This is a genomic window from Streptomyces sp. NPDC093094 (assembly GCF_044754345.1).
GTDB lineage: Bacteria > Actinomycetota > Actinomycetes > Streptomycetales > Streptomycetaceae > Streptomyces.
The window spans coordinates 14492-36193 of the sequence record NZ_JBIVOX010000029.1 but is presented as its reverse complement, the minus strand read 5'-3'; the positions used below and the strand labels follow the sequence as shown (position 1 = coordinate 36193).

Annotated in this window: 20 protein-coding genes; 6 read left to right on the top strand and 14 right to left on the bottom strand. The window is 74.2% G+C overall.

The window, feature by feature from the left end:
• Positions 1-12: 12 nt before the first annotated feature.
• The 5 genes from ACIQGV_RS36930 to ACIQGV_RS36910 form a co-directional block, all read right to left on the bottom strand.
• The gene (locus ACIQGV_RS36930; protein WP_402503185.1) at positions 13-285 is read right to left on the bottom strand and encodes a phosphopantetheine-binding protein; all 273 of its coding nucleotides are present in this window, start codon (positions 283-285) and stop codon (positions 13-15) included.
• A 58-nt stretch (positions 286-343) separates the two neighbouring features.
• The gene (locus tag ACIQGV_RS36925; protein ID WP_402503183.1) at positions 344-1195 is read right to left on the bottom strand and encodes a 3-hydroxyacyl-CoA dehydrogenase family protein; all 852 of its coding nucleotides are present in this window, start codon (positions 1193-1195) and stop codon (positions 344-346) included.
• Positions 1196-1219: 24 nt separating this feature from the next.
• Entirely contained in the window at positions 1220-3688 is a 2469-nt protein-coding gene (locus ACIQGV_RS36920) for an FkbM family methyltransferase (RefSeq protein ID WP_402503181.1), read from the bottom strand.
• 209 nt (positions 3689-3897) lie between these two features.
• A complete protein-coding gene (locus ACIQGV_RS36915) occupies positions 3898-4383 on the bottom strand; it encodes a nuclear transport factor 2 family protein (RefSeq protein WP_402503179.1) in 486 nt (161 codons plus the stop codon).
• A 15-nt stretch (positions 4384-4398) separates the two neighbouring features.
• Positions 4399-4860 (bottom strand): nuclear transport factor 2 family protein, encoded by a 462-nt coding sequence (locus ACIQGV_RS36910; RefSeq protein WP_402503176.1) that lies wholly within the window; start codon positions 4858-4860, stop codon positions 4399-4401.
• 155 nt (positions 4861-5015) lie between these two features.
• Between ACIQGV_RS36910 and ACIQGV_RS36905 the strand changes: the two genes are divergently transcribed.
• From ACIQGV_RS36905 to ACIQGV_RS36890, 4 genes are all read left to right on the top strand, one after another.
• Positions 5016-6932, top strand: a complete 1917-nt coding sequence (locus ACIQGV_RS36905) for an AMP-binding protein (protein WP_402503174.1) — start codon at positions 5016-5018, stop codon at positions 6930-6932.
• The gene (locus ACIQGV_RS36900; protein WP_402503172.1) at positions 6929-8671 is read left to right on the top strand and encodes an FAD-dependent oxidoreductase; all 1743 of its coding nucleotides are present in this window, start codon (positions 6929-6931) and stop codon (positions 8669-8671) included. The genes ACIQGV_RS36905 and ACIQGV_RS36900 overlap by 4 nt, the downstream gene beginning before the upstream one ends.
• Positions 8672-8673: 2 nt before the next feature.
• A complete protein-coding gene (gene fabG, locus ACIQGV_RS36895; RefSeq protein WP_402503170.1) occupies positions 8674-9456 on the top strand; it encodes a 3-oxoacyl-ACP reductase FabG in 783 nt (260 codons plus the stop codon).
• A gap of 65 nt (positions 9457-9521) precedes the next feature.
• Positions 9522-10478: an aromatase/cyclase gene (locus ACIQGV_RS36890; RefSeq protein WP_402503167.1), complete on the top strand. Its 957-nt coding sequence runs from the start codon at positions 9522-9524 to the stop codon at positions 10476-10478.
• A 34-nt stretch (positions 10479-10512) separates the two neighbouring features.
• On the opposite strand, the gene ACIQGV_RS36885 is transcribed toward ACIQGV_RS36890, so the two are convergent.
• The 7 genes from ACIQGV_RS36885 to ACIQGV_RS36855 form a co-directional block, all read right to left on the bottom strand.
• Positions 10513-11427 (bottom strand): MBL fold metallo-hydrolase, encoded by a 915-nt coding sequence (locus ACIQGV_RS36885; protein ID WP_402503164.1) that lies wholly within the window; start codon positions 11425-11427, stop codon positions 10513-10515.
• A complete protein-coding gene (locus ACIQGV_RS36880) occupies positions 11424-12701 on the bottom strand; it encodes an FAD-dependent monooxygenase (protein WP_402503161.1) in 1278 nt (425 codons plus the stop codon). The genes ACIQGV_RS36885 and ACIQGV_RS36880 overlap by 4 nt, the downstream gene beginning before the upstream one ends.
• 16 nt (positions 12702-12717) lie before the next feature.
• Positions 12718-12981, bottom strand: a complete 264-nt coding sequence (locus ACIQGV_RS36875; RefSeq protein ID WP_402503159.1) for an acyl carrier protein — start codon at positions 12979-12981, stop codon at positions 12718-12720.
• Positions 12982-13025: 44 nt separating this feature from the next.
• Positions 13026-14453, bottom strand: a complete 1428-nt coding sequence (locus ACIQGV_RS36870; RefSeq protein WP_402503156.1) for a beta-ketoacyl synthase N-terminal-like domain-containing protein — start codon at positions 14451-14453, stop codon at positions 13026-13028.
• Positions 14450-15709: a beta-ketoacyl-[acyl-carrier-protein] synthase family protein gene (locus tag ACIQGV_RS36865; RefSeq protein ID WP_402503154.1), complete on the bottom strand. Its 1260-nt coding sequence runs from the start codon at positions 15707-15709 to the stop codon at positions 14450-14452. The genes ACIQGV_RS36870 and ACIQGV_RS36865 overlap by 4 nt, the downstream gene beginning before the upstream one ends.
• A 146-nt stretch (positions 15710-15855) precedes the next feature.
• Entirely contained in the window at positions 15856-16611 is a 756-nt protein-coding gene (locus tag ACIQGV_RS36860) for a thioesterase II family protein (protein ID WP_402503151.1), read from the bottom strand.
• A gap of 39 nt (positions 16612-16650) precedes the next feature.
• Complete coding sequence (locus ACIQGV_RS36855; protein WP_402503149.1) at positions 16651-17472, bottom strand: BTAD domain-containing putative transcriptional regulator; 822 nt, start codon at positions 17470-17472, stop codon at positions 16651-16653.
• A 292-nt stretch (positions 17473-17764) separates the two neighbouring features.
• Between ACIQGV_RS36855 and ACIQGV_RS36850 the strand changes: the two genes are divergently transcribed.
• Together ACIQGV_RS36850 and ACIQGV_RS36845 are read left to right on the top strand one after the other, a co-directional pair.
• Complete coding sequence (locus tag ACIQGV_RS36850) at positions 17765-18493, top strand: thioesterase II family protein (protein ID WP_402503147.1); 729 nt, start codon at positions 17765-17767, stop codon at positions 18491-18493.
• Positions 18490-19557 carry a BTAD domain-containing putative transcriptional regulator gene (locus tag ACIQGV_RS36845; protein WP_402503146.1) on the top strand — a complete coding sequence of 356 codons (1068 nt, stop codon included), beginning with the start codon at positions 18490-18492 and terminating at the stop codon, positions 19555-19557. The genes ACIQGV_RS36850 and ACIQGV_RS36845 overlap by 4 nt, the downstream gene beginning before the upstream one ends.
• A 212-nt stretch (positions 19558-19769) precedes the next feature.
• Here the strand turns inward: ACIQGV_RS36845 and ACIQGV_RS36840 are convergent, their stop codons facing one another.
• Together ACIQGV_RS36840 and ACIQGV_RS36835 are read right to left on the bottom strand one after the other, a co-directional pair.
• Positions 19770-20801, bottom strand: a complete 1032-nt coding sequence (locus ACIQGV_RS36840; protein ID WP_402503144.1) for a 3-oxoacyl-ACP synthase III family protein — start codon at positions 20799-20801, stop codon at positions 19770-19772.
• Positions 20798-21565: a thioesterase II family protein gene (locus ACIQGV_RS36835; protein WP_402503142.1), complete on the bottom strand. Its 768-nt coding sequence runs from the start codon at positions 21563-21565 to the stop codon at positions 20798-20800. Before ACIQGV_RS36835 ends, ACIQGV_RS36840 begins: the two co-directional genes overlap by 4 nt.
• Positions 21566-21702: the final 137 nt, after the last annotated feature.

The window sequence follows — 21702 nt, the reverse complement described above, 5'->3', positions numbered from 1 at the left end:
CGTCCGCTCTCGCTACTGGGGGACGGGGGCGGAGAGCTTGCGGGTGACGAACGCGTCGAGCGCGCTGATGGAGCGGAAGTACTCCAGCTCCAGGTCCTCGTTCTCGACCGTGATGCCGAACTCGTGCTCCACGAAGGACACCAGCTGCATCGCGAACATCGAGCTGACGAAGCCGAGCTCGAAGATGTCGTCGTCGTCGGCCAGGTCCTGGACCGGGAAGAAGCGCGAGAGGTACTCGGCGATCCTGGCCCGGTTGTCCCCGTGGTTCGTGTTGTCCGTGCTCATGGTCGTCGTCATCCGTCCTGTGGTCGTGGCGGTGGTGGGAGAAGGAAGAGGGCGGGCGTCAGCGGTACGTGTGGAAGCCCTCTCCGCTCTTGCGCCCGAGCAGGCCGGCGGCGACCATCTTCTTCAGCAGCGGGGCCGGCCGGTACTTGTCGTCGTTGAAGCTCTCGTACAGCACCTCGACCGACTTCAGGATCGTGTCCAGGCCGATCAGGTCGGCGGTCTCCAGCGGACCCATGCGGTGGTCGAAACAGGTCTTGAAGATGCGGTCGACGTCGGCCGCCGGGGCCACCCCGTCCTGCACGAGGAACGCGGCCTCGTTGATGGTGAGCATCAGCACCCGGTTGGACACGAAGCCGGGCACGTCCTCGACGACGATGCACTCCTTGCCCAGCTCCGCCAGGAAGCGGCGGGCGGTGTCGATGGTCTCGGGCGTGGTGTGGTAGCCGCGGATCACCTCGACCATCGGCTTCATCGGCACCGGGTTCATGAAGTGCATGCCCACGACCCGCTCGGGGCGCGAGGTGACCGAGCCGACCCGGGTGATGGAGATCGCGGAGGTGTTCACGGCGAACACCACCTCGGGGCGCACGATGCGGTCGATCCGCTCGTACACCTCCTTCTTGATCGCCCAGTCCTCGGTGACGTTCTCGACGACGAAGTCCGCCTTGGCGAGCAGCTCGTAGTCCGTGGTGAACTCGATGCGGTCGAAGATCTCCGCCATGTCCACACCGGCGCCCTTGTTGAACAGGGCGTAGGTGCGCAGGCTGGTGCGCAGTTCCCGGCGCGCGTTGTCCAGGACGTCGTCGGAGACGTCGACGAGGACCACCCGGTGGCCGGTCTGGGCGAGGTTCTGTGCGACGCCGACGCCCATGACGCCCGCGCCGACGACTCCTGCGGTCGTGAATTCCATGTCCTGCTACTCCGTTACGTTGCGTCAGCGTGCGCCGCGGACGGCGTAGATGTTGTGGATGTCCGTACCGACGTACATCTCGTCCTGCTCGGCGAGGACCGTGAAGCCGTGGCCCCGGAGCAGTTCCACGAGGCGGTCGACCTCGCCGTCCGCGTCGTGCACCTCCAGCACCATCTGCTGGATCTTCGGCCAGTCCTCGTCGGCGATGCCGTCGATGACCTGGCGCTCGCTCTTCTGCACGTCGATCTTGATGAGGTCGATGCGCTCGATGCCCTGCTCGCGGATCACGGCGGAGAGCGGGCGCAGCGTGGCGGTGAACTCGATGGCCTCGAAGCGGACGTCGAGCAGTTCCTCGTCGTCGGCGACCAGCTCGGCCACCTCCGCGTCCTCGTCGGTCTTCTGCTGGTTGGCGATGATCGTGCGCAGGTTGTGCTTCTCCTCCGCCTCGTCGGGGTGGAAGGAGGACATCCCGGAGCTGCGCGGGTAGAAGGTGAACGTCGCCTGCGACTCGCTGTCGGAGACACCGATGTTGAACAGGGTGGCGTTCACGCCGTGCTCGGCGACGTTCCGGCTGAGCAGCTCGAACATCGGCGGTGCCGGCTCGAAGGTGAAGACCCGGACGTCCTTCGCCTCGTAGTGCGAGAACAGGGTGAACAGGCCGATGTTGCCGCCGACGTCGACGACGGTGGCGCCGTCGGGCAGGGTGATGCCGTTCTTGGCGTAGGTGCGGTGGTCGAAGATGTCCTCGTAGAAGTGGCGGGTCTCGGCCTCGTTCTGGTGCCACACCGTCAGCCCGTTCGGCAGCCGGAACCGGGCCAGCGAGGTGCCGGTGTGCGAGGAGCCCTGGGCGTCCAGCTCGCCGCCCGCGGCCAGGGTCTCCACGGCCGCGGCCATCCGGGCGATGGTGGACCACTCGTAGATCTGGCGCAGGGTCAGTTCCACGCCGAACGTGCGCTTGATGCGCAGCGACAGCCGGGTGGCCAGCAGCGAGTTGCCGCCGACCTCGAAGAAGCTGACGTCGTGCGGGAGCTGCTCGTTCTTCAGCACCTTCGCCCACAGGGCGGCCAGGTCGCGCTCCACGCTGCTCGGCGCGACGGCCGGGTCGGCCGCCTCGCGGACGGCGGTCGCGGCGGCGTCGGCGACGATGTCCAGCTCGTCGGCCGGGAAACCGGCCCAGTCGATGTCCCCGCCCGCCAGCCACAGCCGGCCCAGCGCCTTCAGCGCGACGGCGGAGTCGGACTGGCGCTCCAGCGGGTGCCGCATGGACGCCACGACCGTGCCGACGTCGCTGCCGCGCACCACGGTGGCCATGCTGCTCAGGCTCTGGCCGGGGCCGGCCTCCAGCAGCAGCGGGGTCGCGGACAGGTGCCGCAGACCGGCGGCGAACCGGACCGGGCTGACCAGGTGGCGGGCCCAGTAGCCGGGGTCGGTGGCCTGCTCGTCGGTGATCGGCTCACCGGTGACGTTGGAGATGTAGGGGATGCCCGGCGGGTTGAGGGTGAGGGTCCGCGCCAGCTCGGTCACCTGCTCGGCGATGGGCTCCATCATCGAGGAGTGGAAGGCGTGCGTGGTCTGCACCCGGCGGCACACCACGCCGCGCTCGCGCAGGGTGGCCTCCAGGGCCTCGACGGCGGCGACCGGTCCGGCCGCGACGCAGAACTCGGGACCGTTGACGGCGGACAGCGACACGTTCTCGCCGAGCAGCGGGGTGACCTCCTGCTCGGGCAGCATCACGGCGAGCATGGCGCCCGCGGGCAGCTCGTCGATCAGCGCGGCCCGGCGGGCCACCAGCGTCAGCGCGTCCGGGAGGCTGAGCACTCCGGCGAGGGTGGCGGCGACGTACTCGCCGAGGCTGTAGCCGATCATCAGCGAGGGGCGGGCGCCCCACGACTCCCACAGCCGGGCCAGCGCGTACTCGATGACGAACAGCGCCGGCTGGGCCAGCCGGGTGGCGTTCAGGCGGCGCTCGTTCTCGCTCTGCGGGCCCGTGTCACGGCCCAGCATGCGGCGCAGGTCGAAGGCGGGCGCGGCGGCCGGGGCGGCCTCCTCGGAGGCGGGGAAGACGACCTCGCGGATGTCCAGGCCCAGCTCGCCGGTGAGCGCCTCGGCGCAGGCGTCGACGGCCTCGCGGAAGACGGGGAAGTCGCGGTACAGGTCGCGGCCCATGTCGACGTAGTGGTCGCCGAGGCCGGGGAACATGAAGGCGACCGGCTTGGCGCCGCCGGCCTCCTGCGCGCCGATCTCCGTGGCGACGCCCTCGCCGGTGAGGACGGCGCCGCGGTGCCCGCCCTCGGTGCTGCCCACCGTGCGGATGCGCACGGGCACGTCCTCCGCGGCGGGCGTACTGGCGTAGCGGGCCTTGAGTCCGGCGAGGCCGGCGTCGAGAGTCGTGCCGTTGGAGCCGCTGAGCAGCGCCAGGTGCCACAGCACCGGCTCGGACGGCCGCAGCGCCGCCTCGTCGTTCGTCCCAGCGATGGTGATCTTGGGGCTCATGCCTCTCCTTGAGGTGTCGGCCGTCCGGAAAGGGCCGAGCGCCCACAACTGCTGCCCCGTGCCCCTTTCGAGGTGTCCGTCGTCAGCCAACTGTCGAGGCGCTGCCTAGAGCGGGGCCGGAGCTGCGGTGGACGCCGGCGTCGTACGGCGGCGCCGCGAGCGGCGCCAGGGGTCGGGCGGGGAGGGGGGTGCGCGGGAGTGCGCGGAGTTCAGAAGGCCAGGTGGTCCGGGGTGATGCGGCGCTCACGGACCCGCAGTTCGCCGCCGTCGAGGACCAGGACGTCCTCCACGGCCGCGCTGGGGCCGAGGGCCGGGACGGGGTGCCAGGGGCGGACCACCGTCACCAGCGTGCAGTAGCTCGCGCGCAGGGACCCGTCGGGGAGCTCCTGCACACGCAGCGCGTCCTGCCAGTGGCGGCGGCGCACCTGCTCGGTGCCGAAACGCCGCTCGTGCGCGGCGACGAGCGCCGCGGCGATGGCGGCACGGCCGCGGGCCGCGGACGCGATCGGCGCGGGCGTGAGCACGCCGTCCTCGGTGAACGTCGCCGCGAACTCCTGCGCGCGCAGCTCGTCCAGCAGGGCGGTCTGGTGGGCGTAGAACTGCTGGACGCGCGCGTACAGCAGGGCCTCCAGGCCGGCCACGGGCGTCGTGTCCAGGGCGGTGGCGGCAGCGGTCCCGGTGGCGTGGATCGTCATCGTGTCTCTCCCGTCTCAGGCCAGGTCGTCCCGGGTGACGACCCGGTGGCGGGTGCGCCACTTGCCGCGCACCCGCACCAGCACGTCCTCCATCACGCACACCCGCAGCACCTTGGAGGTGCCGCCGCGCGGGGTGACGTAGACCAGCGCGTAGCAGCGGGTGTGCAGCTCGTCGTCGCGGCCCGGCCGGATGTCGAGCATCCCGATCCAGTGCCGCAGCTGATCGCCGCTGCGCTCCTGCTGGGCCCGGTTGCGCCGCACGTTCGCCGCCAGTCCCGCACGGCCGCGCACCGGGGCGTCCAGGGTGGGCACGTCGAAGACGGCGTCCTCGGTGAAGGTCGCCGCCCAGCGGTCGGCGTCGTGCGCGTCGAACAGCTGCATCTGGTGCGAGTAGAACTGCTGCACCTGCGCGTACCGCTCGCCGAACTCGGCTTCCGGCAGGGGGTGTTCGGCGCGGATGAGTGTCTCGGTGGTCATGGGACCGGTCTCCGTTCCGTCGGATGCCGACACTGTCCGCGCTCCCGATCGAGCACTCTTCGAACCTTCCTCAAGCGATCCGGCAGAACGTGGGAGACGTCCGGGACGCCCAGCGGTGCCCGCGCCGCCCGCCGAGAACCGGAGGACCACGAGCCATGCCGAACTTCACCCACCCCGCCGTGACGGTGGACGGTCTGCTGCGCTCGGCAGCCGCCCGCGACCCCGAGGGCGTCGCCGTACGCACCGCCGACCGTGCGCTGACCTTCCGCGAACTGGACGCGCAGGCCGACCGGATCGCGGCGTTCGTACGCCGTGAGACCGGCCGTGAGCCGGGCGCGCGCGTCGGCGTCGTCTCCGTCCTCGACCCCGTGTTCGCCGCCGCCTACCACGGCACGGCCCGGGCCGGGGCGACCGTCGTCCTGATCAACCCGCTGCTCGGCGAGGACGGGCTGCGCCATGTCATGGCCGAGGCCGGAGTCCGGCTGGTGCTGGCGCCCGCCGCCACCGCGGGGCTGCTGGCCAAGCTGCGCGACGGCCTGCCCGAGCTGCGCACCCTGGTGGTGACCGACGCCCCCGACGGCGTGGTCCCGGCCGGGTGCCTGCCGCTGGAGGCGGTGCTGGAGGACGGGGAACCGGTCGCCGAGGACAGCGGCGCCGGCCTGGACGCGGTGGCCTGTGTGCAGTTCACCACCGGCACCACGGGCCGGCCCAAGGGCGTGCTGCTCACCCACCGCAACCTGGTCGCCAACGCCCGGCAGACCGCGCTCGCCCAGGGTCTCGGCCCGGGATCCGTGACGCTGAACCATCTGCCGCTGTACCACGTGATGCACCTCAACTCCGCCCTGGACGCGGGCGCCTGCCAGGTGCTGTGCCAGGACCCCGACCCGGTGGTGTCGCTGGCGGTGGCCGCGGGCTGCGGGGTCACCCACTACTACGGGCTGCCCGCCCGGCTGCACCGCCTCGCCGCCGACGAGCGCCTGCCCCGCCTGCCGCGGGCGGCGCGCGGCGGCGCACGGCTGACCGCCGTCCTGTCCGGCGGCTCCGCACTGCTGCCCGAGGCGGCCCGCACCCTGGGCGAGGCCCTCGGCGTGCCCGTCGTCCAGGGCTACGGCATGGCCGAACTGTCCCCGCTCACCCACTTCCAGCGGCCCGGCCGGCACCGCCCCGGCGCGGTCGGCACCCCGGTGCCGGGCACCGGCTGCCGGCTGGTCGGCCTCGACACCCGCCGCCCCGTCGACGTCTGGGCCACCGGGGAGGTACAGGTCAAGGGCCCCCAGCTGATGGCCGGCTACCTCGGCGAACGGCCCGGCGCACGCCTCACCGAGGACGGCTGGTTCTCCACCGGCGACCTCGGCTACGTCGACGACGACGGGGTGCTGTGGCTGGTCGACCGGGTCGACGACGTCTTCAAGTACGACAACGAGATCGTCTCCCCGAGCAGGGTCGAGCGTGTTCTCGCCGGGGACCCGCGCGTCGCCGACTGCGTGGTCGCGGGCCTGCCCGACGGCGAGCACGGCGGCGTGGTGTGGGCGGGCGTGGTCCTGTCCCCGGACCTGGCCGCGGAGGATCCCGGCACGGTGGCGCGGACCCTGGACTCGGTCGCCGCACGCGCCAACGAGCACCTCGCCCCGTTCGAGCGCGTCCGCGTCACCGAGGCCCTCGACGCCGTACCGCGCACCCCCACCGGAAAGCCGGCCCGCCGTCTGATCCGGCGCCGGCTCACGACAGGCGGACCGGCCCCCGCATCCGCCCCCGCACCCTCTTCCCCCCGTCAGGAGCAGACCATGGTGACCTTCGTCAACAAGCTGACCGTGCACGGCGACGTCGACGCCTTCCTCGCCGTGAAGGACAGGCTGACCTCCTACATGTCGGCCCAGCCCGGCTATGTCAGCCACCAGACCCTGCGCCACGCCGGACAGCCCAACGTGTTCCTGGAGCTGGCCGTGTGGCAGGACGCCGCCGCCCACGGCAAGGCCGTGCGCAGCGAGGAGTTCCAGGCCATCGTCAAGGGCCTCGGCCCGCTGGCCACCCCCGAGCCGGGCCTGTACGAGACGGTCGAGGCGAGCGCGTGATCGCCCGTTCCGGCAGGCCCCGGGCCGTCGTCGTGGGCGCGGGCCCCGTCGGCCTGACCGCCGCCCACGAACTCGCCCGCCGCGGTGTCGCCGTACGGCTGGTGGACGCCGCCGACGGGCCGGCGCGCACCAGCCGGGCCGTGGCCGTGCACCCGCGCACGCTGGAGACGTTCGCGCAGATGGGTGTCGTCGACGAGCTGCTGCCCCGGGGCCGGAAGAACCGCGCCTTCACCATGTTCGCCGGCGGACGCCGTCTGGTGCGGCTGGAGGCGGACTACGCGTCGATGCCGACGTCCTACCCGTACACGCTGATCGCCGGGCAGCGGGACACCGAGGCCGTGCTGCGGCTCGCGGTGGCCCGGCTCGGTGTGCAGATCGAGTGGGGCACCCGGCTGACCTCGTTCGAGCAGGACGAGGACCGGGTGCTGCTGCGGCTGGAGCGCGCGGGCCGCACGGAGGTCGTGGAGACGTCCTGGCTGGTCGGCTGCGACGGCGGCCACAGCACCGTGCGCAAGCAGCTCGGCCTGGAGCTGACCGGCGAGTCCAGCGAGCGCTGGATGCTCGCCGACGCGCCCGTGGACACCGACCTGCCGCCCGACACCATCTACTGGGCGCACACCGGCGGCCAGGCGCTGATGATGGTGCCCTACGCCCGCGAGGGCCACTGGCGGCTGCTGGACACCGCACCCGCCGGGGACGCCGCGGACATCACGCCCGGTGAGGCCGCCGGGCGGCTGGCGGCCAAATTGTCGGCCGGGCTCGGCCGCGACGTGCGCGTCGGCGAGCCGGAGTGGACCAGCGTGTTCACCTTCCAGCAGCGCATGGTCGAGCGCATGCAGCAGGGCCGGGTCTTCGTCGCCGGGGACGCCGCCCATGTGCACAGCCCCGCCTCCGGGCAGGGCATGAACACCGGTGTGCAGGAGGCGTACAACCTCGCCTGGAAGCTCGCCCAGGTCGAGCAGGGCCACGCCGGACGCGCCCTGCTGGACAGCTACAGCGCGGAACGCGTACCGATCGGACGGAACCTGCTGGGCTCCACCCGCACCGCGACGTTCCTGGTCCAGCTGAAGAACCTGCTCGCCTCCGCCGCGCTGCCCGTCGTCTTCTCCGTGGTGCGCACCGTGCGCCCGCTGCGCAGGGCGATCCAGCGCAAGGTCCTCGGCGGCATGTCCGGGCTGCGCATCGGCTACCCCGCCTCCCCGCTGACCACTCTGGACTCCTACCACTACGTCAACGCGCTCGGCCCGGTCGTGGTGGCGGGCACCCTGCCCGCCCCGCAGCCCCACCCCGGGGAGCGGATCACCGCCGCCCGGGTGCACGATCCGCACGCCCCCGGCTGCCGCGCCCTGCACGACGAACTGCGCGACCCGCGCTGGACGCTGCTGCTCGCCGCGGGCGGCACCGGACCCGGTGACGTGCCCGTCGGCGTCGCCGTGACGGCGGCCGTGCAGTACGGCGAGTGGCTGTCCGTCCGGACCGTGGGCGGCACCCCCGCCGACGGCCCGGCCCCGCTCTCCGACCCTGGCGCCTCGCTGCGCCGCGCGCTCGGCCTGGCGGCCGGCTGCTGGCTGCTGGTGCGCCCCGACGGCTATGTCGCCGCCCGCGGCGGCATCCTCACCCGGGCCGCCCTGGAACGGGCGCTGGCCCCGCTGGGGCTCGCCACGCGACTGGCCGGCGAGGCCCGCCGCGAACCCGACCTCGTCCTCCCCGCCCCCGTCCCCCGGCCGAAGGAGCTGTGAACGTGACCGCCAACCACCCTGTCGCCCTGGTCACGGGCGGCACCAGCGGCATCGGACTGGAGGTGGCCCGCACCCTGGGCCGCGCCGGACACCGGGTGTTCCTGTGCGCGCGCAACGGGTCCGACGTCGAGCAGACCGTGAAGAACCTGCGCGCCGAGGGCCTCGACGTGGACGGCCGGGCCGCCGACGTGCGCTCCGCCGAGTCGGTGGCCGCGCTGGTGCGGGCCGCGGTGGAGACGTACGGGCCGGTGTCGGTGCTGGTGAACAACGCCGGGCGCAGCGGCGGTGGCGTCACCGCCGACCTCACCGACGAGCTGTGGGACGACGTCATCGACACCAACCTCAACAGCGTGTTCCGGGTGACCCGTGAGGTGCTGCGAAACGGCGGGCTGCGCGACGCGGCCACCGGGCGGATCATCAACATCGCCTCCACGGCGGGCAAGCAGGGTGTCCTGCTCGGCGCCCCCTACAGCGCCTCCAAGCACGGCGTGGTCGGCTTCACCAAGGCACTGGGCCGGGAGCTGGCCCCCACCGGCGTGACCGTGAACGCGGTCTGCCCGGGCTATGTGGAGACGCCGATGGCGGTACGGGTGCGGCAGGGGTACGCCGCCGCCTGGAACACCTCCGAGGACGAGGTGCAGGAGCAGTTCGAGGCCAAGATCCCGCTGGGCCGGTACTCGACGCCCGAGGAGGTGGCCGGTCTGGTCGGCTATCTGGCCTCGGAGCCCGCCGCCTCGATCACCGCGCAGGCGCTCAACGTCTGCGGCGGTCTCGGCAACTTCTAGATCCGGATGTTCTCGACTCGATGCCGGTCCGCCGTGGACCGGACACAGGGAAGCAGGTGTTTGTGGTGACCGGTGAGCGCGTGCGCCGTACGTCGCACTCGACGGAGGTGGCCGCCCCGGCCGGGGTCGTGTACGGGCTGATCTCGGACGCGGTGCGCTGGCCGCTGTTCTTCCCGCCGAACGTGCACGTGGAGCGGCTGGAGTTCGACGGCACGAACGAGCGGCTGCGGATGTGGGCCACGGCGGGCGGTGAGGTCCGCTCGTGGATCTCCCAGCGGGTGCAGGACCCGCAGACCCGGCGGATCGAGTTCCGCCAGTCGCATCCGCAGGCACCGGTGGAGTCGATGCTGGGCATCTGGCAGATCGAGGAGCTGGCGGGCGGCACCACCCGGCTGACGCTGCTGCACGACTTCACGGTGTACGGCGACCGGGCCGAGGACATCGCCTGGGTGGAGCAGGCCGTCGACACCAACTCCCGTGCGGAGCTGGCCAGTCTGAAGGGTCTCGCGGAACGCTGGACGCGCTTCGACGAGCTGGTGCTGTCCTTCGAGGACACGGTGCACATCGACGCGCCCGAGGAGGCGGTCTACGACTTCCTGTACCGCGTCGGCGACTGGCCCCGGCTGATCCCGCACGTGTCGCGGCTGGACCTGACGGAGGACGCGCCCGGCGTGCAGGTGATGAGGATGGACACGCTGACCGCGGACGGGTCGTCGCACACCACCGAGTCGGTGCGGGTGTGCTTCCCGCACGCGGGCCGCATCGTCTACAAGCAGACCGTCACCCCGGCGCTGATGGAGGCGCACACCGGTGAGTGGTCGGTGGTGTCGGACGGGACCGGGGTGACGGCGGTGTCGCAGCACAGCGTGGTCCTGCGCGAGGACGCCGTCGAACGCGTCCTGGGCCCGGGCGCCGATCTCGCCCAGGCCCGCCGTTACGTCCGTGAGGCCCTCGGCCGCAACTCCACGGCCACCCTGGAACTGGCCCGCCGCCACGCGGAGTCGCTCCTGCGCACGGGCTGAGCCCGAAGGCGGCGCCCTGACCCGCGCGCGCGGGTCAGGCCCGGCAGACGGGCAGACCCCCGTGGTACCGCGTCATCTCCGCGAACAGCGCCGGGATGTCGAGCGGCGCCCCCCGCTCCCCGCCGAGCGCCTCCTGGTAGGCGCGGTGCAGGTTCGGCACCAGCCGTTCCGCGTCGAGGAGGTCGCCGTACGGTCCCGGTCCGGCCTCGCGGGCGGCCTGGAGCGGGTCGAGGCCGGCGGCCAGGCCGTCGGCGGCGATCCGCTCCAGGCGCAGGAGATAGCCCTCGTTGTCGTCGAGGAGTCCGGGGCCGCCGACCGGGCCGTGGCCGGGCACGACGACGCGCGGCCGCAGTTCGCGCAGCATGCGCAGCGCCTCGACGGACCCGGCGAGCGAGCCCATCGGGCAGAACGGCGTGACCCCGTTCATCACGAGGTCGCCCGCGAACAGCACCCGCTGCCCGGGCAGCCACACCACGGTGTCGCCGGTGGTGTGCGCGGGTCCCGGGTGCAGCAGTTCGGCGCGGACCGCGCCCGCGTGCACGGTCAGCCGGTCACGGTACGTCAGCTGCGGCGCGACCACGTCGAGGTCGCCCCAGCACACGTCGGGCCACAGCCCGGTCAGATGCAGCCCGGCCGCGGTGACGTCCTCGCGGGCCCGCTCGTGGGCGACGGTCACCGCCTCGGGGAAGACGCAGTTGCCGAAGGTGTGGTCGCCGTGGAAGTGGGTGCTGACCAGCAGCCGCGGCGGGCGCGGCACGACCCGCAGGACCTCCTCGCGCAGCCGCTCGGCCCGCGCCCGGGTCGCCGCGGTGTCGATCAGCAGGGCGTCGTCGCCGTCGCCGACGAGCCCGGCGTTGCTCAGGCACCATCCGCCGTCGGGCTGGACGAAGGCATGGACGCCGTCGGCGATCTCGGTCAGCCGGCCGGGTGCACCGGCCGCGGCCGTCACGCCGTACCCCCGACCGGCACCGCGAACAGATCGTCGCGCACCCGGGCCGCGTCGGCGCCGTAGGCGATACGGCGTGTGATGCGGGCCCCGGCCGGGGAGCGGGTCACCCAGGAGGCCGCCCGCGCCCGTACCCGCGTGGCGACCGGGCCGCCGCGCCCGAGCAGTGCCTTGGCCTGCACCCGCTGCATCCGGTGGACGGCCGCCGCGACCGGCCTGCGCCGCCGCTCGTACGGCAGCAGCCGCTCGCGGCCCGTGTCGCCCGCGTGCAGGGCGTCCAGCAGCACGGGGTGCGCCGCCGCCGCGTCCTGGAGCGCGAGGTTGATGCCCTGGGCGCCGATCGGCCCGTGGGTGTGGGCGCTGTCGCCGACGAGCATCAGCCCGTCGCGCACCCACTCGCCGGCCTGCGCGGCGAACACGTCCAGCAGACGGAGGTCCTTCAGCGAGCCGAGGTGCTCGTGGATCAGGTCGGCGAACCGGGGCAGCGCGGCGGCCAGTTCACCGCGGACCTCGTCGATGCCGCGGGCCGCGACCCGGTTCCAGGTGCGGTGCGGCAGGGTCCAGCCGACGCGCAGCCGGTCGGGGTGGGTGTCGTGCACGAGCAGGGCCCCGCCCTCGGTACGGTGCACCCGGACCGCGCCGGTCGCGCGGCCGGGCGCGGGCAGCGTGAACCAGGCGACGTCCTGGTCGAACACCTCCCGGCGGCCGGCGTCGATCCCGGCGAGCATCCGGACCTGCGAGTGGCGGCCGTCGGCGCCGACCACGACCCGGGACCGCACCGTGGTGGAGGCGGTGCCGCGCCGGTGCGCCACCACCCCGGCGACCCGCCCTCCCTCCTGCACCAGGGCCTTCGCCCGGTGCCCCTCCAGCAGGGTGAGCCCGGGCAGGGCGCGGCAGGCGTCGAGGAGTTCGCCCAGCAGATGCCGCTGGGGCAGCGCCAGCAGACAGTCGTACGGGGCCGGCAGGCGCCGGTAGTCGATGTCGAGCAGCAGCCGCTCGTCCTGGAGCACCTGGAAGGCGTCGAGTTCCCGGGCGCCCCGGGCGCGGGCGGCGTCCAGGACGCCCAGTTCGTCGAGGACGCGCTGGCCGCCGGGCTGGAGGATCTCCCCGTGGAAGTCGCGGCGCAGCCCGGTGGACCGCTCCACCAGGGCGACCTCGGCCCCGGAGCGCAGCAGCATCAGGGTGAGCGCGAGCCCGGCGGGGCCCGCGCCGACCACACAGACGTCGGCGCGCACGTCGTCGGCGCGGTTCATCGGGGGCACACGCAGCGAGGCCATGGCCGTGGTCCGCCCGTCATGCCGCGGTGCGCGCGGCCAGCGCCCGGTTGACGAGGTCCAGGTACTGGCGCGGCGTCTCCGCCTCGTCCAGTGCCTCCTCATCGAGCATCAGGTCGTGGTCGCGCTCGATGATGCCGGTGACCTGGAGCAGCGCGAGCGAGTCGTAGCCCAGATCGAGGAAGGGGGTGTCCAGGGCGTCGCCGTCCAGGCCGATGCCTTCGCCCTCTCCAGCGCACTCGCGCAGCAGTTCGGTGAGTCGGTCGAGTTCCAGCCGGTCCACGGTGTGCCTCTTCTCCTACGGGTTGGCGGGTGATGGGTGAGGGGTCAGCGGGCGGCCCGTACGACCGTCGCCGCGTTGAAGCCGCCGCGGCCACGGGCCAGGACCAGCGCGGTGCGCAGCCGGGCCGGACGGGCCGTGCCGGTGACCAGGTCCAGCGGGCAGTCGTCGGCGACGCGGACCGTGCCGAGGGTCGGCGGGATCACCTGGTCGCGCAGGGCGAGCAGCGCCGCCGCGAGGTCGACCGCCGAGCCGCCCGACAGCAGCCGTCCGGTCATCGACTTGGGCGCGGTGACCGGCACGCCGTACGGTCCGAACAGCGCGGCCAGGGCCTCGGCCTCGGCCCGGTCGGCGGCCCGTTCCCCGGCCGCGTCGGCGAACACGACGTCGACCTCGGCGGGGGTGGTCCGGGCGTCGGCCAGGGCGAGTTCGGCGGCGGCCCGCAGCCGGGGGGCGCCGGTGCCGGGCGCGGGGTCGAAGGTGGCGGCGCATCCGGCGACGGTGCCGAGCACCGAGGCCCCGCGGGCGCGGGCGACGTCGCCGTCCTCCAGCACCAGCAGCGCTCCGCCCTCGCCGACGACATGGCCGCGGGCGTCGGCGTCGAAGGGCAGGTAGGCGCGCTCCGGGTCCTCGGCGGTGCTCATGCCGCCGGCGGCGAGGTGGGCGGTCCAGCCCCAGGGGCACAGGGTGGAGTCGGCGCCGCCGGTGACCACCGCGTGCACGCCCCTGCGCAGCTGGCGGCGGGCCTGGGCGACGGCGTCGAGCCCGCCGGCCTGCTCGGAGACGACGACGCCGCTCGGGCCGCGCAGCCCGTGCCGGATGGAGATCTGGCCGGAGTTGGCGGCGTAGAACCAGGCGAAGGACTGGTAGGCGCCGACGTGCCGGCTGCCCCGGCTCCACAGCGCCTGGAGCTCCCGCTGGCCGAACTCGAACCCGCCGGCCGCGTTGGCGGTGACCACGCCGACGGCGTAGTCGGGCATCCGGGCGGGGTCCAGTCCGGCCGCGCCGAGCGCCTCCCCGGCGGCGGCGAGCGCGAGCCGGGTCACCCGGTCGGTCTGCGGCAGCAGCCGTCCGGGCACGTGCTCCTCGTCGGCGAACCCGGACACCTCACCGGCCAGACGCACCGGGAAGCCGGAGGCGTCGAAGCGGGTGACCGGCCCGATGGCACCGCGGCCCTCCAGCATCGCCGCCCACCAGGTCTCGGTGCCCACGCCGCCCGGCGCCACGACCCCGAGGCCGGTGACGGCGGCCTCCACGTCCCGGGTGCCGATCAGCCCCTGCTGCCGCACCGTCTGCGTACCGATCACGTCGAGTTCCTCCCCCTCGCTCAGGCCGCCGGTCACCGCACCGGCCCAGCCCCGCGCCACGCCGCGCGCGAGCAGGTCCGTGTCCCACGGCCCGGCCAGGTCCACGGCCCCGGGGCCGCGTGCCCCGGCTGTCTCCGCGCCGGCCGCGCGCAGCGCGACGGCCCTCATGCCGCCGCCCGCGGCGCGGTGAGGACCATCGCGCTCTGGAAGCCGCCGAAGCCGCTGCCGACGCTGAGCACGGTGTCGGTGCGCTGTTCGCGCGCGGTCAGCGGCGTGTAGTCGAGGTCGCAGGCCGGGTCCGGGTCGTGCAGGTTGGCCGTGGGCGGGACGACGTCGTGCTCGATGGCCAGCGCGCAGGCGGCGATCTCCAGCGAGCCGATCGCCCCCAGCGAGTGCCCGATCATCGACTTGATGGAGCTGACCGGCACCCGGTGGGCGTGCTCGCCCAGGCTCCGCTTGAACGCGGCCGTCTCGTGCTTGTCGTTCTGCTTGGTCCCCGAGCCGTGCGCGTTGACGTAGTCGACGGCGTCGGGGTTCAGCCGCGCCTCCAGCAGGGCGATCCGGATCGCCTCCGCCATCTCCTCGCCGTCCAGCCGCAGCCCGGTCATGTGGTACGCGTTGGAGCGGCTGGCGAACCCGGCGATCTCGGCGTAGACGTGCGCGCCGCGCCGCAGCGCGTGCCCGTACTCCTCCAGGACGAGGACGGCGCACCCCTCGCCGAGCACGAACCCGTTGCGGGTGCGGTCGAAGGGGCGCGAGGCCGTCTCCGGCTCGTCGTTGCGGGCGCTGGTGGCGCGGATCGCGTCGAACGAGGCGAGCGTGATCGGGGTGATCGGTGCCTCGGACGCCCCGGCGACCATCACGTCGGCGCTGCCCTCGCGGATGAGTTCGACGGCGTGGCCGAGCGCGTCCAGGCCGGAGGTGCAGCCGGTGGAGACGACGGCGACCGGGCCCTGCGCGCCGCAGTCCCGGGCCACCTCGGCGGCCATCGAGCTGGGCACGAGGTAGTCGCCGAGCCGTGCCTCGGCCCGGGTGTGGTCCAGCCGCCAGTCCGCGCCGCGCTCGCTGACGTGCGCGTACGTCTCGTCCAGGCCGCTGCTGCAGCCGACCGCGCTGCCCAGGGTGACCCCGGTGCGGTGCGCGACCGCGCCGATGTCCAGGCCGCTGTCGGCGACCGCCTCCCGCGCCGCGGTCAGGCCGAACTGCGCGGCCCGGTCCAGCCGCCGCGCCTCCTCGGGCGTGAACCCGTGCCGGACCGGGTCGAAGTCGGCCTCGGCGGCGATCTGCGAACGGAACGTCGAGGCGTCGAAGAGCGTGATCCGGCGGGTGGCGGTACGGCCCTCGGTCAGCAGCGACCAGAACGCCGCGGTGCCCACTCCGCCGGGCGCGACCACTCCGATCCCGGTGACGGCTACTCGTCTCATCGGCTGTCCCTCATGGCTGGTCCTCCTGTGGTCGGCCGCGACCGCGGCCTGCTTCGGTCGGCGCCGGGGTCTCGCCCCGGGACGCGACGGACGCGACGGCGGCACCCCGGCCGCACACGACGGCACGGCGCCGCACGGGGCGCCCTCTAGCCGTGCGCGGCGGCGAGCGGCGCTCGGGCGGTCCGGCCGACGACCCGGCAGGCCCGCCCGAGCAGCCGGGGCAGCGCGTGCCCCCGTACGAAGAAGTGGTCACCGGCGACGGTGCGCCGCACCACCGGCCCCGCGGTCCAGCGGGCCCAGCCCGCCGTCGCGCCGGGCGGCGCCAGCGGGTCGCCGTCACCCGCGACGGCCAGCAGCGGCACGGCGAACGGGCCGCCCGCCACGGGTGTACGGGCGGCGGCGCGCAGGCTGTCGGCGAGCGTCAGGTCGTCGCGCAGCACCGGCAGCACCGCGCGATGCCACAGTCCTCCGGGCCGCGCGCCCTCGGGCACCGCGCCCAGGGAGCCGAGCAGCTCCAGCAGCCGGTCCGGGGACCTCCCGCAGGCGTCGGAGAGTTCCGAGGCGGCGTCCGGCGGCGGGCACGCGCCCACCGCGAGCAGCGCGGGCGTCGGCAGCCCGGCCTCGTGCAGGGCGCGGGCGAGGGTGTAGGCGACCATCGCGCCGAGGCTGTGCCCGTAGAGCACGTACGGTCCGTCCGGTGCCCGGAAGCCGTCGGACAGGTCGGCCAGCAGCGCCTCGCGCGTGGTCACGCGGGGTTCACGGCGCCGGCGGTCGCGCCCGGGCAGCAGATGCGGCACGGGCGTCGCACCGGGGCCGAGCCGGGCGGGCCAGCCGTGGAACGCCGAGATCCCGGCCCCCGCGTGTGCGAAGCAGTGCAGCTCCACCGGTTGTGCGTCGGGCATGGCTGGTCCCCTCTCGTACGGCTCCTGCGGTGCCCGGGCTCAGACGGCGTAGAGGTCGAAGGTGGAGCTGCGGCGCGGTCCGCACGCCTGGTCGAGCGCCGGGTCGACGGTGAGCATCGCCTGGTGCAGCCGCTGGAGCTGCGGGGACGGCTCCACGCCCAGTTCCTCGATCAGCCGGCCGCGCAGCCGGCGGTAGACGTCCAGCGCGGTGGCCTGCCGGCCGGAGCGGTACAGCGCCACCATCGCCTGCGAGTGCAGCCCCTCGTGCTGGGGGTGACGGGCGATCAGGTCGGTCAGCTCGGCGAGGAGCTCGGCGTGCCGGCCGAGCCGCAGGTCGGCGTCGATCCGGCGCTCGACGGTGACCAGACGGCTCTCCTCCAGCCGCATCACCTCGATCTCCAGGATCGGCCCGACCCGTACGTCCACCAGCGCGGGCCCCTGCCACATGGCGAGCGCGTCGCGGAACAGGTCTGCCGCCCGCTCGTCGTCGCCGCTCTCGAAGGCGGACTGACCGGCCGTCACCAGCTGCTCGTAGCGGTGCACGTCGACGCTCTCCTGCGGGATCTGGAGCAGATAGCCGCCGTGCCGGGTGGCCAGCACCTCCTTGGCGGTGCCGGGAGCGTCGGGCCCCATCGCGGTGCCGAGCCGGCGGCGCAGCTGGAGAATGTACGTCTGCATGGTCGTCATGGCGCTCTGGGGCATCTCGGTGCCCCAGATCTCCTCCATGAGCGTCGGCACCGGCATGACCCGGCCCGGATAGAACGCGAGCAGAGCGAGGATCTGCCTCGGCTTGCCCGCGGTCGGAACGATCGAGACCCCGTTGACGTCGGCGCTCAACGGACCCAGAACCTGTATGTCCACAGTTTTCCTCCCCGTACCGGTCGAGTGGTCGAGGCCCCTCGGTGGCTCAAAGCCGTCGGCCGTCCAGCAAGCTAGCCCCGTTCCCGCCGTACCCGTCGGGATCTCCAGTCGCGTTCGAGCGACTCTCCACACGCGGCCTTCCCACCTGCGTCCGCCCTGCTCAAGAACGCTTTCACGACCACTGGAACGGCACTCGCGCACCCCGCCGCCGCCCCGCAGCGCCGGTTATCGTCCCTGGACCGGGCCCCGCACCGCCGCCCGCCGAGTGACCTGATCCAGCAGGGAGCCCCGAATGGAACTGCGCCTGTTCGTGTTCCACCACGCCGGTGGTTCCCACCTGGCGTACCGCGACTGGCCGCGCCTCTTCCCCGCCGGCTGGGACGTCCGTCTCGTCGACGCCCCCGGCCGCGGCCTGTGCGGCGACCGTCCCGCCATCGGCGACGCCCTTCGCCTGGTGTCCTGGTTCCGCTCCGAGCTGGACGCCGAACTCAGGGGCCCCTTCGCCCTGTTCGGGCACAGCATGGGCGGCCTGATCGCCTACGAGCTGACCCGCGCGCTGGTCGCCGAGGGCCGCGCGCCGATGTGGCTCGGCCTGTCGGCCCGCGGCATCCCCCGCCCCGGGGGCGACGGCACCCGCCGTCATCTGCTCTCCGACGCCGGCCTGCGCCGCGAACTCGCCCTCATGGGCGGCACCCCCGCCGAGGTCCTCGACGACCCCGAGCTGTGGGAGCTGTTCTCGCCCGCCATCCGCGGCGACCTCCGTCTGGTGGAGACCTGGCGTCCGCTGCCCGACCCGGCGCCCCTGCCCGTACCGCTGTCCGTGTACGGCGGCACCGACGACCCGGTCGCGCCCCCGGACCGTCTGGCCGGATGGGCCGCGCACAGCACGCACCCTCTCGGCCTGCGCCTCTTCGAGGGGGGCCACTTCTACTTCCAGCCCGACCCCGCGCCGCTGACCGCGCGCATCACGGCCGACATCCGTGCCGCGCTCGCCCTGTCCGCTCCCGCAGGGCCCCGATGACGGCCCCGGGCACCGCCACGACGGCGGAGCGCCGGGCGCCCACGGCCGCCTCCGTTCTCGCCTCCGCCTCCGTTCTCGCCCCCGCCCCCGCCCGTGCCCCTGCGCCCGAAGGGACCGCCGGCGAGACCGAGTTCCGGCTGCTGGGGCCCATGGAGTTCCACGACGGCACCACGGGCGCCGACATCGTCCCCCCGGGCTCCAAGCAGCGCGCCCTGCTGTCCGCGCTCGTCCTGCACGCCGACCGGCTGCTCTCCGTCGACCAGCTCACCGAGGAACTGTGGGGCGACCGGCCGCCCGCGAACGCCGCCAACGCCCTCCAGGCCCATGTCGCCCGGCTGCGCCGTCTGCTGCCCGAGCCCGTCCGGCCCGTACCCGGCCACGAGTGGATCAGCACCCTGCCCACCGGCTATCTGCTGAGCCTGGGCGGCGCCACCACCGACGTGCAGCGCTTCACCCGGCTGTCCTCCCAGGGCCGTGCCGCGGTCGCCGCCGACCCCTCGCACGCCGCCCGGCTGCTGCGCCACGCCCTGTCCCTGTGGCGGGGCCCCGCCCTCGCCGACAGCCGCTACGGCCCGATCTGCACCAGCGAGGCGGACCGGCTGGAGGAGAACCGGCTGGCCGCCCTGGAGTCCCTGTACGAGGCGAGCCTGCGCTGCGCCCGCCACGGCGAGATCACCGGCGAACTGGAGAAGCTCACCGCCGACCACCCGCTGCGCGAACGCTTCTACGACCTGCTGATGGTCGCCCTCTACCGCAGCGGGCGCCAGGCGGAGGCCCTCGGCGTCTACGAACGTGCCCGCCGCCGTCTGGTGGAGGCTCTCGACATCGAGCCGGGCCCGGCTCTGCGCGCCCGGATGGAGGCGATCCTCAACCACGCCCCCGACCTGTCCGCCCCGGCCCACCCGGCCCCCGGCGGCCGCTCCTCGGCCACCCTCACCGACGCCCTCGAACTGGGCGGCGAGATCGCCCGTCTCCAGCAGCGCATCGACGAACTCAACCGCTGCCAGGAAGCCCTGGTCCGCCGCTTCGACACCCTGGTCGCCCGGCTGCCGGAGACGTCCTAGCAGGACCCCGTCCCGCAGGGCCCTCGGACGGCGTTCGGCGCGACGGCCGTGCCGCCGCGGGCGAGTGCCGGGGGGGCCGGGGGCCTGGGCGCGTCGGCGGCGCGTTCGCAGTGCGGCCAGTCGCCGAAGTCGCGGTGGCGGCAGCGGGCCGGGCACCGCCGGCGGGCGGACACGGAACCCGGCGAAGCACCGGCAGGGTGCCCCGGAGCGCCTCAGCGTCCCCAGCGCAACAGGATCGTTCCCAGCGTCATCCCCCCGCCGAACCCGGCGAGCAGCACCAGTTCCCCGTCCCGCAGCGCCCCGTCCCCCGGCCCGGCCCCCCGGCGGGCGTGGTCCAGGGCGAGGGGGACGGAGGCGGCGCCGGTGTTGCCGTGCCGGTCCACCGGCAGATGCAGCCGTGCCGAGGTCAGCCCGAGCCGCCCGGCGACCGAGCGCAGCATCTCCCCGTTGGCCTGGTGCGGCACGAAGTGGTCGACCTCCCCGGGCGCCACCGAGAACCGCTCCAGCGTCCCCGCGACCGCGAGCGGCAGCTCCCGCTCGACGAACTCCCTCACGTCCCGGCCCTGCATACGGAACCAGTGGTCGCCGCGTGCGACGGTCTTCTCCGACGCCGGCCGCCTGCTGCCGCCCGCGTCCACCCCGATCAGCCCGTGCAGATGCCCGTCGGTGCGCATCGCCGTCCCGATCAGGCCCCGGCCCTCGCCCACCGGCCCGATCACCACCGCACCGGCGCCGTCGCCGAACAGCGGCGCGGTCCTGCGGTCGGTCCGGTCGATGATCCGTGAGTACACCTCGGTGCCGACGACCAGCGCGCAGCGCCGCCCGCCGCCGCCGTCGCCCGCCAGCAGCCGGGCGGCGGTGTGCAGCGCGGCCACGAAGCCGGCGCACACGGCGTTGACGTCGAAGGCGGCGGCCCCGTACGCGCCCAGCCGGTGCTGCACGAACGCGGCGGTCGCCGGCTGCGGATGGTCCGGTGTGGACGTCGCCACGACGATCCACGCGAGGTCCTCGGCCCGCACCCCGGCATCGGCCAGCGCCAGCGCCGCCGCCTCCGCGGCCAGATCGGACGCCGCCTCGTGGTCGGCGGCGTAACGCCGCTCCACGATGCCGGTCTTGCGCTCGATCCACTCCGCGTTCACCCCGGCCGCCTCCCCGACCGTGTCGTTGGTGACGACCCGCTCGGGCAGACAGGAGCCGGTGCCCAGGACCCCGACCGTGCCCACGGCCGGCGCGTACACGGTCATGACGCGACCACCGACGCGGCCGCCCGTTCCAGCTGCTCCTCGATCGTGCGCAGCACCGGCTCCTGCTGGTCGACGAGGAAGAAGTGCCCGCCGGGCAGCACGTTCAGCTCGAAGGCGGACGCGGTGTGCGTGTGCCACGCCCGCACCTCGCCGATCTCCGCCTTCGGGTCGCTGTCGCCGGTGAACGCGGTGACCGGGCAGCCGAGCGCGGGGCCCGGCCGGTAGCGGTAGCGGCGCACGGCACCGTAGTCGGCACGCAGCGCGGGCAGGATCATGCGCAGCGTCTCCTCGTCCTCCAGCAGCGCGTCGCCGGTGCCGTTGAGCCGTCGTATCTCCGCGACGACCTCCTCGTCGGTGCCGGGCTGCCAGTCGTCACGGTCCACCGACGGCGCCCGGCGCCCGGAGACGAACAACTGCGCCGGCCCACGGCCGGCCGCCTCCAGGCGGCGCGCCGCCTCGAAGCCGACGACGGCGCCCATGCTGTGTCCGAAGAGGGCGTACGGCTTGTCCGTCCACGGTCCGAGCGCCTCCGCGATCCGCTCGGCGAGGACCTCCAGGTCGGTGGCCGCCGGCTCCTGGCGCCGGTCCTGGCGGCCCGGGTACTGCACCGCCAGCACCTCGACACGAGGGGACAGGGCGCGAGCCACCTGGAAGTAGAAACTCGCCGAGCCGCCCGCGTGCGGCAGGCACACCAGGCGCACGGGCGCCTCGGGAGCGGGGCGGAAGTTCCTGAACCACGGGCTGTCGCCGCGATGTGCGGTCATGAGTTCTCCTACGGGCTGTCGCCTCTGGCCGGTTCCGGGCGTGCGTCACCCCAGAATGTGCGGCTGCGGCACCCCCCGCTTCCCCTGTCATCCCCCTGAACCTGCGCCCCGGGGCCGGGGGTGAACACAGGGGGTGG